Annotated in this window: 15 protein-coding genes; 7 read left to right on the top strand and 8 right to left on the bottom strand. The window is 68.0% G+C overall.

The window, feature by feature from the left end; all coding sequences use genetic code 11:
• Positions 1-47: 47 nt before the first annotated feature.
• From ND450_RS25420 to ND450_RS25405, 4 genes are all read right to left on the bottom strand, one after another.
• Positions 48-818: a chitosanase gene (locus tag ND450_RS25420; protein ID WP_371927786.1), complete on the bottom strand. Its 771-nt coding sequence runs from the start codon at positions 816-818 to the stop codon at positions 48-50.
• Positions 819-1,040: 222 nt separating this feature from the next.
• On the bottom strand, positions 1,041-2,501 hold the full coding sequence (locus ND450_RS25415) for an alpha/beta hydrolase (protein ID WP_253321173.1): 1,461 nt from the start codon (positions 2,499-2,501) through the stop codon (positions 1,041-1,043).
• A 54-nt stretch (positions 2,502-2,555) separates the two neighbouring features.
• Complete coding sequence (locus tag ND450_RS25410; RefSeq protein WP_253321172.1) at positions 2,556-3,272, bottom strand: MerR family transcriptional regulator; 717 nt, start codon at positions 3,270-3,272, stop codon at positions 2,556-2,558.
• Between the two features lie 171 nt (positions 3,273-3,443).
• Positions 3,444-5,147, bottom strand: coding sequence for a S8 family serine peptidase (locus ND450_RS25405; protein ID WP_253327992.1), 1,704 nt, complete (start codon positions 5,145-5,147; stop codon positions 3,444-3,446).
• Between the two features lie 229 nt (positions 5,148-5,376).
• Here ND450_RS25405 and ND450_RS25400 point away from each other — a divergent pair, with 229 nt between their 5' ends.
• On the top strand, positions 5,377-6,474 hold the full coding sequence (locus ND450_RS25400; protein ID WP_089922000.1) for a sugar ABC transporter substrate-binding protein: 1,098 nt from the start codon (positions 5,377-5,379) through the stop codon (positions 6,472-6,474).
• 16 nt (positions 6,475-6,490) lie between these two features.
• Here ND450_RS25400 and ND450_RS25395 read toward each other — a convergent pair whose 3' ends face one another.
• Positions 6,491-7,243, bottom strand: a complete 753-nt coding sequence (locus tag ND450_RS25395) for a hypothetical protein (protein ID WP_253321171.1) — start codon at positions 7,241-7,243, stop codon at positions 6,491-6,493.
• Between the two features lie 27 nt (positions 7,244-7,270).
• The gene (locus tag ND450_RS25390) at positions 7,271-7,486 is read right to left on the bottom strand and encodes a hypothetical protein (RefSeq protein ID WP_253321170.1); all 216 of its coding nucleotides are present in this window, start codon (positions 7,484-7,486) and stop codon (positions 7,271-7,273) included.
• A gap of 237 nt (positions 7,487-7,723) precedes the next feature.
• Here ND450_RS25390 and ND450_RS25385 point away from each other — a divergent pair, with 237 nt between their 5' ends.
• The 5 genes from ND450_RS25385 to ND450_RS25365 all read left to right on the top strand — a co-directional run bounded on the left by ND450_RS25385 (position 7,724) and on the right by ND450_RS25365 (position 11,177).
• Positions 7,724-7,930 (top strand): cold-shock protein, encoded by a 207-nt coding sequence (locus ND450_RS25385; RefSeq protein ID WP_030468404.1) that lies wholly within the window; start codon positions 7,724-7,726, stop codon positions 7,928-7,930.
• A gap of 110 nt (positions 7,931-8,040) precedes the next feature.
• Complete coding sequence (locus ND450_RS25380; protein ID WP_253321169.1) at positions 8,041-8,919, top strand: glutamate ABC transporter substrate-binding protein; 879 nt, start codon at positions 8,041-8,043, stop codon at positions 8,917-8,919.
• On the top strand, positions 8,916-9,530 hold the full coding sequence (locus ND450_RS25375) for an amino acid ABC transporter permease (RefSeq protein ID WP_253321168.1): 615 nt from the start codon (positions 8,916-8,918) through the stop codon (positions 9,528-9,530). Before ND450_RS25380 ends, ND450_RS25375 begins: the two co-directional genes overlap by 4 nt.
• Positions 9,530-10,297, top strand: a complete 768-nt coding sequence (locus ND450_RS25370; protein ID WP_253321167.1) for an amino acid ABC transporter permease — start codon at positions 9,530-9,532, stop codon at positions 10,295-10,297. Before ND450_RS25375 ends, ND450_RS25370 begins: the two co-directional genes overlap by 1 nt.
• The gene (locus ND450_RS25365; RefSeq protein ID WP_253321166.1) at positions 10,278-11,177 is read left to right on the top strand and encodes an asparaginase; all 900 of its coding nucleotides are present in this window, start codon (positions 10,278-10,280) and stop codon (positions 11,175-11,177) included. Before ND450_RS25370 ends, ND450_RS25365 begins: the two co-directional genes overlap by 20 nt.
• On the opposite strand, the gene ND450_RS25360 is transcribed toward ND450_RS25365, so the two are convergent.
• Positions 11,174-11,614 carry an ester cyclase gene (locus ND450_RS25360; protein ID WP_253321165.1) on the bottom strand — a complete coding sequence of 147 codons (441 nt, stop codon included), beginning with the start codon at positions 11,612-11,614 and terminating at the stop codon, positions 11,174-11,176. The genes ND450_RS25365 and ND450_RS25360 overlap by 4 nt on opposite strands.
• Positions 11,615-11,682: 68 nt before the next feature.
• Between ND450_RS25360 and ND450_RS25355 the strand changes: the two genes are divergently transcribed.
• On the top strand, positions 11,683-12,309 hold the full coding sequence (locus tag ND450_RS25355) for a TetR/AcrR family transcriptional regulator C-terminal domain-containing protein (protein ID WP_253321164.1): 627 nt from the start codon (positions 11,683-11,685) through the stop codon (positions 12,307-12,309).
• Here the strand turns inward: ND450_RS25355 and ND450_RS25350 are convergent.
• Entirely contained in the window at positions 12,306-13,988 is a 1,683-nt protein-coding gene (locus tag ND450_RS25350; protein WP_253321163.1) for an acyl-CoA dehydrogenase, read from the bottom strand. The genes ND450_RS25355 and ND450_RS25350 overlap by 4 nt on opposite strands.
• Between the last annotated feature and the right edge of the window lie 63 nt (positions 13,989-14,051).

Raw genomic sequence — 14,051 nt, 5'->3', positions numbered from 1 at the left:
AGGGGCGCTCCAGGCGGAGCGCCCCTCTTGTGCTGTGGCACCAGGGTTCAGTTGATGCTGAAGCTGTCCCCGTAGACCTTCCACTTCAGCGGCGTCTTCAGGTCGAAGTTGCCCGCCTTGAGCCACACGCGCTGGGCGGTCTCGATGCGGGAGACGTCCTCGTGGGCCGCCTCCTGCTTCATCGCCCACACCCGTGCGTCCATGAAGGCATTGAGCCACGTGGTCTCGTTGCCGCCCTGCGACGGGGGCTTCGCCTTGCCGAGGGCGCGCTTGCGGATGTTGCTGAAGCTCGTCTTGTCGCCGCCGTCGCCGTGCACGACGATCGCGTCGTAGTAGGCGAACTGGCCGAGGGCTCGCACGCCGTCCGCTTTGCCTTGCGCCACAGCGGGGTTGAAGTAGACGCGGTCGCGTTCGGACTCCTGTGCCGCCTTGAAGGTGGAGTCCTTCGCGGCGGTCTTCCAGTCCTTGGTGAAGTTCGGGTCGAGGCCCGTGTGGGAATCGCTGCCGTTCACCTTGCGCAGGGCGGGGAGGTACTTCTCCAGCACGTTGCCGGGTTTGCGGTTCTTGTACAGCTCGACGAGGTCGAGCATGTCGCCGGTGCCGCTGCAGAAACCGATGATGCCCGCGGTGTAGCCGCGGCCGTCGTCGATGTCCTCGATGTAGCCGAACTGCGCCTTCCAGTCCGTGGAGGAGTTCTCCGCGCTGGACACGATCTGCATCGCGATGTCCTTGAGGCGCGGTTCGTCCAGGTTGGCGGCGGACGCGGTGCCGATGGTGGTGGTGAAGAGCGCGGCGCACGTGAGCAGTGCGGCCGCGATGCGACCAGTGGTTTTCACGACTGTCCCTCCGGGGCAGGGATGGTGGGGTCCCGGGCGGCGTGAATGCCACGGTAAGGGGTGCAGACCTTTATTGGCAAGGGTCTTTACTAATTCGCGAAACGGACAATTGTTGCCAGGCGGTGCATTCCGGGGCATGTCGTCTCGGTCCACTGTGGACGCGGCGAGGCCGGCTCACCCCCGGGTGAGCCGGCCTGTCGTGCGTCAGCCGGTCTGGGCCGCACACTTCGTGTCGTTCGGGCGCATGCCGCCGAGCAGGTACTCGGTCACCTTGTCGTTGGCGCACGTGTTCTTGCCGAACACGTAGGCGCCGTGGCCGCCCTGGTCGATGGTGATCATCGCGGCCCTGTCGCCGAACGCGCGGCGCGTCGTCAGGGCGCCGGCCAGCGGCGTCGCGGGGTCGCGCTCGTTCTGCACCAGCAGCACGTTGCGCGGGCCCCGGTCGGACGGCAGGACCTGCTTCTCCACCGGCTTCGGGAAGAAGGCGCACGGCTGGATGTTCGCCGCCGCCGCACCGAACATCGGGTGGCGGATCCGGTCGATCGCCACGTTGCGCTCGTACGCGCCGACCGACGACGGCCAGGCCGAGTCACCGCACATCACGTTCAGGCGACCCGCCAGCAGGGCCTGCACGCGCGGGACCTCCGGGTACTCCTGCGGCGGCTGCGGCTTGCCGGTGTCGAACGCCTGGTAGGAGGCGGCGAGCTTCTTGAAGGCCTGGTCACCGGTGGCGTAGAGCCCCGAGAACGTCAGGAAGCGGAACAGCCTGCCGTCGACGCCCTCGACCGAGGGCTTCTCGTCGAGGCGCGCCGCCAGGTCGAAGAACTTGGCGCGCACCTGCTGCGGTGTGGTGCCGAGGCCGTACTCGGGGTGCGCCGCCGCCCACTTCGCGAAGTCGGGGAACGTGTCCTCGACGCCGCGGCCCATCATCCGGCCGCCCTCGACGTCCCAGCCGCCCTTCGGCAGGTTGCTGTCGATCACGACGCGGTCCGAGGTCTTCGGGAACAGCGTGGCGTACACCGAACCCAGGTACGAGCCGTACGAGTACCCGAGGAACGACGCCTTCTTCTCGCCCAGCGCCGCACGAACCGAGTCCATGTCACGCGCGATGTTCGCGGTCGTGTTGTACGGCAGTTCGTCCGCCGAGTGCGACTTCAGGCACTGCTCGGCGATCTTCTTGACCTCCTCGGCACGCTGGCGCACCTCGGCGGAGTTGTTGGCGTACGGCGGCACGCTGCCGTCCGCCATCTGCTCCTCGGTCATGTCGCACGTGGACGGTGAGCTGTAACCGATGCCCCGCGGGTCCATGCCGATGATGTCGTACGAATCCAGCACGCTCTGCGGCAGTCCCACCGCCTTCAGCACGGCCGGGAACGTCAGCCCCTCGCTCGGCCCGCCGGGGTTCGTCAGCAGGATCCCCTTGCGCTGCGCGGGGTTCTTGCTCGCCAGCCGGGTGATCATCACCTCGGTCTTGCGCCCCTGCGGCTTGCGGTAGTCGAGCGGCAGCTGGAGCTTCCCGCACTCCAGGCCCGGCAGCCCCACGTCGGTGGGGCAGGTGACCCACTGCACCTCGGGCTTCGGCGTGGCGGCGGACGACACCCCCGGCACCGCCACCAGGGCTGCGGCGGCGGTCACGACCGCGGCCAGCGACAACGTTTTTCGCATTAGCAAATACCTCCCCGACGACGTGCCCCCTCGGCACGTCAGACCAATGGAACGTCAGGCGTTCATGCGGACGAGAACGTCCAGCTGGGCCTTGTTGTAGAGCTCGACCATGACCTTCACGACCGTTCGCCTCGCGTGCTCCACGCCACGGGGCGCGTCGCTCCACAAACCGGTCGGATCAGGAAACGCCGCACGCATCTCGGCCATGTAGGGCATGGCGCGCATGCGTTCGGCCAGGCGCTGCCGAGTCTGCTCGTCCGCGTCCTCCGGCAGGTGGTCGAACTCGATGACCGCCGGATCCCGCGAGTAGTCCTTCAGCGTCTCGGCGTACCTCACCAGCGTCTCCGGTGAGAGCAGCTGGGCCAGCACGACCGTGAACGAGCGGTCCTGCGGCGAGAGGTCCGCGTCCTCGATCATCACCGCCACGTCCGGCGGCAGATCGGTCGGCGTCTCCTGGCGCAGGACCAGCGCGAGCTCGGCCCGCACCCGTTGCAGACGTTCGATCTGCGCCTCCAGCTCGGCGTCGAGCTCCCGCAACGCCTCGCGCGGGTGTTCGTCGGAGTCACCGAGGTCCGCGATCTGCGCGAGCGACAGCCCGAGGTCGGTGAGCCGCTTGATCCTGAGCACCCGCACCAGGTGCGGCACGCCGTAGCTCTTGTAGCCGTTGGCCCTGCGTTCGGGCTCGGCCAGCAGTCCCACGTCGTGGTAGTGCCGGATCGTGCGCAACGTCGTGCCGGCGAGGTCGGCCAGCTGGCTGGTGCTCCACCCCACGACGCCTCCCGTTCTCGTTCCGCTCTGACGACGATCAGTGGAAACCATGCCGCTACGGCACGGTCAAGGCACGCCGGAACAGTTCAGACGAAGGTGGTTCCGGTAGTCCACTTTCGTCGCACGAGAAAGGCCCCCGGCAAGACACCGGGGGCCTTCGTCGTCGAGCAGGGGTTACAGGAACTGACCACCGCGGGTGACAGCACCGTAGGCGTCCACGATGCCGTGACCGTAGAAGCCGTTGAACTTCGCGTCACCCTCACAGGTGGCGTCGAACTCCGGCGTGCGGCCCACGTTGACGTACGAGACAGTGCGCGGGTTCGGGCAGGCGCGCTGGGTCGCGGTCTTGTAGAGCACCTTCTCGACCTTGTCGGGGTCGAGGGTCAGGCCGGGGTTCTTCTTGTCCTTCTTGCCGTACTGGCTGACGATCAGCGCGGCGACACCGGCGGCGTGCGGGGCGGCCATCGAGGTGCCCTGCAGGAACTGGTAGTAGCCGACCTTGTCGCCCTGCACGGCCTTCTTCACGCCCGCGGCCTCACCGTCGGGGGTGATGTTGCCGGCCTCGTCGATCGCGCCTTCGGCGAGAGCGACGTTGCGCGGGTAGGTCGACAGGATCATGTTCTCGTTGGTGCGGTACCACGGCGTGCCGAGGCCGTCGCGGAAGTAGCCACCGGGAGCCGAGACCGCGGTCTGCTCGACGCCGTAGTTCGAGTAGTCGGCCTTGTTGGTCGACGGGCCGAGGGACGACACGGAGATGACGTGGTCACCCTCGGTCGGCAGGTTGAGGCAGGTCGCGTTGTCGACCGGACGCGGACGGTTGTGGCCCGGCGGGTAGTTCGGGCTCACGGTGTCCTGGCGCGGCTTGCCCAGGTCCTCGTGGTTGTTGCCACCGGCACCGATCAGCGTGACGCCCTTGCGGTGCGCGTAGTTCAACGCGCGCTGCACGGTCGCGATGATCGTGCGCTGCTCCAGCTGCTCCTCGGCCGAGGCCGTGGGGTCGTTGGCGCAGTTCATGTACCAGGGGTCGACGTAGAACGACATGTTGATGACGTCCAGGCCGATGTCGGCGCCGTAGGTGAGCGCGTCGACGACGGGCGTCAGGAAGAACGAGCCCGCGTCCTGGCCGCCGCGGATGTTGACGAGCGACACGCCCGGTGCGACACCGGAGATGCCGAAACCGTTGGCAGCGGCGCCGATGGTGCCGGCGACGTGCGTGCCGTGGCCGCCGTCGTCCCAGTTCGCCGGGTCCACGCAACCGCGGAACTCACACGGGCCGTCGAACACGCCACCGTCGGAGTCGTTCGGGATGTCGACGGTGAAGTTGCGCGAGAGCTCGTTGTTGAAGTTCGGCGCGATGTCCGGGTGGGAACCGTCCACACCGGTGTCGAGGATTCCGACGTACACGCGCTTGTCGCCGGCCTGCTTGGCCCGCGCGATGTTGGAGCGGACGAGGTTCAGGCCCCACAGGTCCCCGTCGAGCGGGTCCATGCCGGCCGTCGACCCCTGCTGGGCGGGAGCCTTGTTCGGCTTCTCGCCCTTGTTCTCCTTCTCGACGTTGTCGCGCTTGGTCTTCTCGGCCTTCTTCGCCGCGGGCGCGTGCCCGATCGGCTTGGCCCGAGCGGCACCGACGATCGCGCTCGAAGCGGAGACCTTCTCCGCGAAGCCTGTCGCGGGCGCCTTGACCGTCAGCAGGCCGACGGCGTCGTTGCTCCGCACGACCTCGCCACCCGCCGCCTCCACGGCGTCGATCGCGAAGTCGCGGTTTCCGGGTTCCTCCAGGAGGACGGTGTACTCCATGGTCGGCCCCGTGGAGGCCGGAGCGGCCCCCGCCGCCGATGTGCCCGCCGCGATCAGCGACACCGTCGCCGCCACCGCCATCACGGTTCTGCGCGTTCTCACCTAGCTGTCTCCTCACACCCGGTCAGGGCTGGATCCAACAACACGGAACGGCCCCCGTTCGCCGCCCAAGTCCGACACACTGACACGAAAAAGCGTCCTACATCAGCGCCTTTCGTACGGAATCGAACTGTAGCCGAACGGAAGCGGAGCGTGATGTTATGAGAAGAAATCTTGACTTAACAAGATTCAAGGACTGAACTCCGCGTTTATGCGAAGACGGGTAATGGCATCGTCGGCGTGCCTGCTCTTTCTCCTGACTGCTTGTGGTGATGCTGGTCAGGGCTCTCCGACGCTGCCTACGCGCGGTCCCAAACCAATCGTCGGGGTAATCCTTCCCGACCGAACGACATCCGCGCGTTGGGAAGAGCAAGACCGCCCCCTGCTCACACAGGCGTTCAACTACGCGGACATCGAACCGTTCATGGAGAACGCCGAGGGCGACGAGGCGAAGTTCGCGCAGATCGCCGACGAGATGATCCGCCGCAAGGTGAAGGTCATGATGATCACGCCGTTGTCGGCGGCGGGCGGCCTCGCGGTGCAGAAGAAGGCGAAGGCCGCGGGCATCCCGGTCATCGACTACGACCGCGTGACGCTCGGCGGCCAGGCGGAGTACCACGTCGGTTTCGACAGCGTGAACGTCGGCCAGCTGCAGGCGGACGGCCTGCTCGGCTGCCTCGGCGAGAAGCCGGGAGCCCAGATCATCGAGATCCAGGGCGCGCCGACGGACCACAACGCCACGCTCTTCGCCCAGGGCCAGAAGTCGAGGCTCGCGCCGAAGTACGACAGCGGTTCGCTGAAGCTCGTGAAGACGCAGCCGGTCGCCGACTGGAACAACGAGCTCGGCGGCAAGCTGTTCGAGCAGATCCTCACCGAGAACGGCGGCAAGGTCGACGGCGTCGTCGCGGCCAACGACGGTCTCGCGGGTGCGGTCATCGGCGTGCTCAAGAAGAAGGGCATCAGGGTCCCGGTCACCGGCCAGGACGCCACTGTGGACGGTCTGCGGGCCGTGCTCGGCGGCGACCAGTGCGTCACCGTCTACAAGCCGGTGCGCGACGAGGCCGAGGCCGCCGCCAGGCTGGCGATCGCCATCGCCCGCGGAGACCTCGAGGGTGCCGACGACCTCGCCACCGGCAACCTCAGGGACCCGGTCGCGCGGCGCGACATCAAGTCGGTGCTGCTCGGCGCGACGCTCATCAAGAAGGACACCGTCCGGACGCTGGTCACGGAGGGCATCGTCAAGCCGGCGGAGCTGTGCGCCGGTGAGCTCGCCCCGGTCTGCGCCCAGCAGGACATCGTCGGCGGTTAGCCGGCGCCCGGACCCGTCACGGCCTGTCTTGATCAGGCAGGTCGTGACGCCCCGAGATGAACTCCTGCACGGCGATCTTCGCCCGGATGATCGGCTGCCGGATCCGGGCCTCCCGGCGGTAGGCGCGGGTCAGCTTGCGCGAGCCCTCCGGGTAGCGCCAGCGCGCCCACGGTGAGCCGGGCCTGGCCAGCCGCACGGCGCCCACGGCGGGCACCACCGGCACGAGCAGCCCGAGCAGGCCGGTCCAGATCTTGCCCTTGAGCAGCGCCGCGATGGCGAAGCACAGGTTCACCCCGATGGCGATCAGCCGGAGCGTGAACGTGGACGCGGGCGTGGTCTCCGGGTTGAGCGACAGCACCTCGTCGTAGCCGAGCGGCCGTGCGCCGAGCAGGAACAGGCCCGTGAGGCCCACGGCGAGGAACACCGCGTCGACGGACAACCGGCCCGCCTTGGTCCAGTACACGTCCCTGAGGTGCAGGATCAGCGCGAACTCGTCCAGCACGAGCGCCGCGCCCACGCCGAGCCCGGCCGCGGCGACCAGCCGGGCGCCGTGCAGGTCGTCCGGGATGACGAGGCTCGTGACGCTCGACAGGAGCAGCAGCACCGTGCCGAACACGACGTGGTGCACGTGCGTGTCACCGGCCACGATGTTGCCCGGCCACCAGCGCACCTTCGCCCTGATCATGCGCACGCTGATGCGGATGAACACGAACGTGGTCACCAAGCCGATGAAGAAGAAGAGCAGTCGTTCGCTGCCGGTCAAAGCCACGGCCCCCTGGGTGTACGACCCTCCAGGTTACCGGCCGTCCGGCAGGTTCATGTTGTTCACGTGGCCGATCTGGAACAGGGTGCCGTGGACGTCACCCGTCACCTTGTTGACCACCGACCTGCGCCCCTCGCCGCGGCCCTTCTGCTGGGCGCTCGGGAGGTGTCGCAGGACGAACGCGGACAGGCCGCCCGGGACCGGCGGGGCGACGGCGACCGTGATCGACATCGTCGTCAGCTCGGACACGAGGACCTCCGCGCGTTCGTTCGGGATCTCACGGTAGCAGCGAAATCGATGGCTCGACTGAGGGCGGGGAGCCGTGGTTGACTGTCTGCGGTCGTACGTTTCGTGTTCGTGGATCACCCCGCTCGCGGAACGAGGTCGCGAGTGTGCGGGTTCTCCAGGTTCCGGAGCTCTCGCTGCTGTGACTTGACCCGGTGGTCGCGAGCGCGATCCGGCACCTGTTAGAGGAGAAGTAGCAAGATGGCAGTACAGGGCACCGTCAAGTGGTTCAACGCGGAGAAGGGCTTCGGCTTCATCTCCCCCGACAACGGTGGCGCCGACGTGTTCGTCCACTACTCCGAGATCCAGATGAACGGCTACAAGGCTCTCGAGGAGAACCAGCGGGTCGAGTTCGAGATCGGTCAGGGCCAGAAGGGCCCGCAGGCCCAGGGCGTTCGCGCCGTCTGAGTCTGACCGGTCAGCACATCTGATCTGACACCGAAGCCGTCTGTCCTGTTCCGGACAGACGGCTTCGGTGCGTCTTGTGCCAGGCCGAACACGATCAGTAGCTTCGGCGCATGGGGAGACTGTTCGTAGCCGCGCTGTTGCTCTTCGTGGCCGGGTGCTCCGGCGGTTCCGAAGCCGTTCCCGGCGCGGGCAAGATCGACGCGCTGCTGGCCAAAGCCCCTGTCTACGCAGGTGAGGTCACCCCCGGTTCGGCCGTCGACCGCATCAGGAAGCGCGGTGAGCTGCTCATCGGCGGCTCCCAGGACGCCCCGCTGCTCTCGCAGCTCGACCCGATCAGCGGCGAGCTCACCGGCTTCGACGCCTACCTCGGCAAGCTGCTCGCGCACTACATCGTCGGCAAGCCCTCGACGGAACTGCTCACCGCGACGTCCGAGACGAGGGAACCGTTGCTGGCCAACGGCACGGTCGACGTGATCATCCAGACGTACACGATCACACCCGCGCGCGAGGAGCGCGTGTCGTTCGCCGGGCCTTACTACCAGTCGGGACAGGCGATCGCGGTGCGGAAGGGCACGTCCGGCATCGCGAAACCCGCCGATCTGGCGGGCAGGACCGTCATCGTCGGCGCCAACACCCCCGGGGTGAAGGCGGTGCGGGACGCGGCGCCCACCGCGAAGATCGTCGAGTTCGGCTCCGACCCCGAGTGCGTGACGGCGTTGAAGCAGGGCCGCGGCGAGGCCTACGTGCAGGACCAGGCGATCCTGGTGGCGGACGCGTCGAAGGACGAGGAACTGCAGCTCGTCGGCGAGCCTTTCACCGAGGACCCGTACGGCATCGGGATCAGGCACGGCGACGCCGAGTTCACCGCGTTCGTCGACGACTGGTTGCGCGAGATCGGCAAGTCCGGGCTGTGGCAGGAGGTCTGGAAGCAGACGATCGGCACCGTGGTCACCGGCGACGCGCCGGCGCCACCCGCGATCGCCTCATGAGCCTGGTCCTCGAAGGCTTTCTGAACACCGTCGCCCTCACCCTGCTGTCGTTCGCGGGCGCTCTTCTGGCCGGTCTGCTGGTCGCGGTGCTGAGGATCGTTCCGGTGCCGCTGTTGCGGGGCGTCGGAGCGGTGTACGTCGAGGTGTGGCGGAACGTCCCGCTGCTCGCGTGGCTGGTGCTGTTCGTGTTCGGGCTGCCCGAGGTGGGCGTGACGATGCCGTTGTTCTGGACCGCTTTCCTGGCGATCTCGCTGTACGAGGCGGCTTTCGTGGCGGAGGCGCTGCGGTCGGGCGTGAACTCGGTGGCGTCCGGCCAGGGCGAGGCCGCGCGGGCGCTGGGGCTGTCGTTGCGGCAGTCGTTGCGGCACGTGGTGTTGCCCCAGGCCTCCCGGCGGGTCGTGCAGCCGCTGGCGAACATCGCGATCGCGTTGACGATGGCCACGGCACTGGCCGGTGCGGTCGGCTTGGTGGACATGACCCGTGCGGCACAACGGATCAACCTGGAGCTCGCGCAGCCGTTGCTGGTCTTCACCGGGGTCGGGCTCTGCTACCTGGTGATGGCGGCCGGGATCGGGTTCGGGGCCCGTGCGCTGGAACGGCGGCTGGCCTGATGTTCGACGCTCCCGGCCCCCGGTCCCGCCGCAGGGTCTTCTGGGTCTCGGTGGTGTCCGCCCTGGTGCTGCTCGGGCTCGTGGCGCTGGGGCTGCGGCAGTTCGCGTCGAACGGGCAACTGGATCCCGCGCGGTGGCGGCCGTACCTGACCTGGCCCGTGTGGCGCTACCTGCTGGACGGTCTCCGGTCGACGGTGCTGGCGGCGGGTGCGACGGGCGTGCTGGCGGCGGCGGGAGGGCTGGTGCTCGCGTTGCGGCCCAACCGGTTCACCCGCGCCTACGCCGAGGTCATGCGCACGGTCCCGGTGCTGCTGCTCGTGTACGTGATGCTGTTCGTGCTGCCGTCGTTCGGTGTGAACCTGCCGCTGTTCTGGAAGCTCGTGGTGCCGTTGGCGTTGTCGCACGCGGCCTCCTACGCGGTGATCTTCCGGGCCGGTGTCGCGTCGGTCGACCCCGGTCAGCGCGAGGCCGGGCTGTCGCTCGGGATGCCGGACGGGGTGGTGACGCGGTTCGTGGTGCTGCCACAGGCCGTGCGGCACATGACGCCGTTGCTCGTCACTCAGGCCGTGAGCCTGTTGAAGGACACCTCGCTGGGGTATGTCGTGTCCTACACGGAGTTGTTGTTCAACGGCCGTGTGCTCGCCAACTACAACGGTCTGCTGATCCAGACCTTCATCGTCGTCGCGTTCGTCTACCTCGTGGTCAACCTGGGACTGTCCAGGCTGGCCCACCGGCTGGAGGCCGCCCGTGCCCGCACTGCTCGCTGAGGTGACCCGGTCGGGGTTCGTCGAGAGCCTGCATCACGGCAGCGTCGTCGGCCTGCTGCCGTCCGGTGAGGTGGGCGTGTCCCTCGGCTCGGTGCGGGACGTGGTGCTGCCGCGGTCGTGCATGAAACCGTTCCAGGCGCTCGCGTGCCTGTCGGCGGGAGCCCCGTTGACCGGGCCCGGCCTGGCGATCGCGGCCGGGTCGCACACGGGGGAGGACCGGCACGTCGAACTCGTGTCGCGGCTGCTCGGCGGGCTGTCCCCGGACTCGTTGCAGTGCCCTGCCTCCTGGCCCGAGGACGAGGAGACGCGTGCTCGGCTCGAGAAGCCGTCTCGGGTGCGGATGAACTGTTCCGGCAAACACGCGGCGATGCTGGCGGCGTGTGTGGCGGCGGGGTGGCCCGTGGAGACCTATCTGGAGCCTTCACATCCGTTGCAGCACGCGGTGAAGCGCACGGTGGAGGATTTGTCCTTTGAGTCCGTTGCGCACACGGCGATCGACGGCTGTGGTGCGCCCGTGTACGGGTTGTCGTTGCACGGCCTGGCGCGCGCGATGCAGGGGTTGGTGCGCACTCCGGTGGCCGAGGCCATGCGGGAGTTCCCCGAGTACGTCGGCGGGACCGGGCACGTGAACACCCTGGTCATGCAGCGGTTGCCGGGGGTGGTGGCGAAGGGTGGTGCCGAGGGCGTGCTGGTGCTCGCGTCCGCCGCCGGGCACGCCGTCGCGGTGAAGGTGCTCGACGGGAACCCCCGCGCCACCACGGCCGTGGGGCTGACCGCGCTGGCGGCGATGGGGTTCGACGTGTCGCCCGCGCGGGAGCTGCTGTCGGTGCCCGTGCTCGGCGGCGGGCAGGTCGTCGGAGAGGTCCGGGTGGTGATCTAGAACCTCTCGGGGACGTCCAGCAGGCCGAGTTGGGCCATCACGGTCGCCGTGTCGCCGTAGACGCGCTGACAGGTGAGGACGTCCTTGTCGAACAGGAAGAAACCGACCATCCTCACCTTGAACGACCGTCCGGTGACCTCTTCGCCGGTGAGGCTGCCGAGGTGGGTGCCCTCCAGCTCGAACTCGAGGATCACGGCGTCGTCCGCGTGGTGGACGTCCACGACCTTGTTGCGCTGGTCGGGGAACGCCGCGCGGGTGCGCTGCCAGTAGCCGCGCACGGCGTCCACGCCTTCGAAGACCTGGCCGGACGCCATGATCTCGTAACGGGGGTGCGGAAACGTGTTCAGAGAGGTGTCGAAGTCGTGCTCGTTCTGCGACTCCATGTGCTCCAAGACGATCGCTTCACGCAGCGCTCTGAGCGCCTTGGACTCGGTCATTCCGGCCGACCCTCCTACGTACGCCGTACGTCGCAGGGAAGCTACTCCACGTCACGGGGTCTTCGCCAGTGTCGTCCCGTGAACCGCTGACCCGCGGCCGCATCGTGGATGCGGCGGTGCGGTTGATCGAGCGAGAAGGCGTCGAGGCCGTCTCGATGCGGCGCCTCGCGGCCGAACTGGGCGCGGGCACGATGTCGTTGTACAACCACGTGCCGAACAAGGCCGTGCTGGTCGACCTCGCGGCCGAGCGGATCATGGCCGAGGCGCGTCCGTACCACGTGGACAGCGACGACTGGCGTGACCACATCCGGGCGCACGCCCGTGCGGTGCGGGAACTGGCCCGCCGGCACCCCCGCGCGTTCGTGATGCTGGCGACGCGGCGGCTGAGCAGCGAGGCGGGGTTCCGGACGATCGAGGCGGCGTTGGTGAACTTCGACCGCGCGGGGTTCCGGGGCGAGATCGCCGTCGGGATGATGCGGGCGATGGTGTCGTACCTGCTCGGTACGTTGATGCGGGAGGTCGCGACGTCGCCGGAGCTCGGCGGGATCGCGTTGTCGCCGTACTCCGAGGTCGACGTGTCGGCGTTCCCGCTGTCCGCTGAGGTGATGGACGAGCTGGGAACTTACGACCACGATCATGAGTTCGAGTTCGGGCTCGAACTCATGATCGCGGCGTTGGAGCGCTACCAGTCCTAGGGGCGCATCTCGTACCGGCCGGAGAGCGCTTCCACCTGCTGCCAGACGGCGTCGAACCGGGCCTGGTCGACGTGCGGCTTGCGGATCTGGCCGAGCGCCCACTGCTGCTGGGCCTCGGTGCTGCTCGCCTTGCCGTGCAGGGCGGTCGCGTAGCCCGCGAAGTCGCGGACCAGGACGTCGAAGACCTGGTCGAGCACGTGCTGGTCGGTGCCCGTGATCTTGGCCTGCTCCAGCACGAGCTGGCCGTAGACGACCAGCGTGAAGAGGTGGCCGAGGTTCAGCAGGAAGTCGAGGTCCTTCTGCTGGGCCTCGTCCGGCGCCGCCGTGGCGAGGAGGGTCTTGATGGCGCTCGCCTGCTCGTGGAACAGCTTCACGTTCGGCAGGTGGGCGTGCTCGGCGTAGACCGGCTCCCAGTCGTGGAACTGGATCTTGCCGAGGCCGCGCGCGGGGCCCTGGCGCCAGAAGAAGTCGTCGTCCGCCGCGTCGTGGCGGGTCGGGACCTCTTCGTACTCTGCGGGGTTGAACAGGTAGTTCGGCATGAACTTGAGCACCAGGGCCAGGTTCACGTGCACGGTGCCCTCGAGCTTGGGCAGCGCGCGGATGTCGGCCGTGGCGCGGGTGAAGTAGGTGTCCTTCTCGAAGCCCTTGGCCGCGATGACGTCCCAGAGCAGGTCGATGACCTGCTCGCCCTCGCTCGTCACCTTCATCTTGGTGATGGGGTTGAAGAGCAGGTAGCGGCGGTCTTCCTCGTTCGCGCTGCGGAAGTAGTCGACCGCGCGGTCCGAGAAGAGCTTCATGGCGGTGAGGCGCGCGTAGGCGTCCACGAAGTTCTGGCGCACGTGCGGGAAGTCCGTGACCGGGTTGCCGTAGAGGATCCGGTTGTGGGCGTGGGTGATCGCCTCGTGGAACGAGTGCTCGCAGATGCCGATGCTCGCCGTGCAGAGGTTGAACTTGCCGACGTTGACGGTGTTCAGCGCTGCGCTGAAGGCGTCGGGGCCGCGGTGGAGGATGTCCGCATCGGTGAGAGGGTAGTCATTGAGGCGGAACTCGCTGACGAACATCTGGCTGTCGACGACGTTCTTGACGAGCTCGAAGCTCTCGTGCCGGCTGTCGACGGCGAAGAAGAGGTACTCGTCGTCGATCTTGCCGAAGACGCTGACCATGCCGGCGACGTTGCCGTTGCCGATGTAGTACTTGCTGCCGTTGGCGCGGTAGCCGTCCTCGGTCTTCGTGACGATCATGTCGGTGCTGTAGACGTCGGCGCCGTGCTCCTTCTCGGAGAGGCCGAACGCGAAGACCGCGCCCGAGTCGAGGAGGGCGGCCGCCTTCTGCTTGGCCTCCTCGTTGCCGCTCATCCAGATGGGGCCGAGGCCGAGGACCGTGACCTGCCACGCGTACCAGTACTGCAGGCCGTAGAAGCCGAGCACCTCGCTGAACGCGGCGTTGCGGGCGGCGTCCCAGCGCTTGGTGCCGTCGACGCCGCTCGGCGTGCAGAAGGTGGCGAAGAGCTTCTCGCGCTTCACGAAGTCGAGGAAGTCCGTGTACCAGACCCTGTCCTGCGCGTCCGCGATGAGCTGCCGCTTGCCGCGGGCCTCGAACCAGTCGACGGTCGCCCTGAGCAGGCGGCGCGTCTCCTCGTCGAGGTGGGCGGGGTCGTAGTGGTTCGGGTCGAGCAGCACTGGTCGCCTCCTTGCGTCTTCTGCTTCGGACGCTACCAGTGAGTAACTTGTGGGTCTACGTGG

Origin of the sequence: Lentzea sp. HUAS12 (assembly GCF_024125735.1) — a bacterium.
Classification (GTDB): Bacteria; Actinomycetota; Actinomycetes; order Mycobacteriales; family Pseudonocardiaceae; genus Lentzea; species Lentzea albida.
The sequence above is the reverse complement of the archived record's forward strand: the minus strand, read 5'-3'. Positions and strand labels throughout refer to the sequence as shown.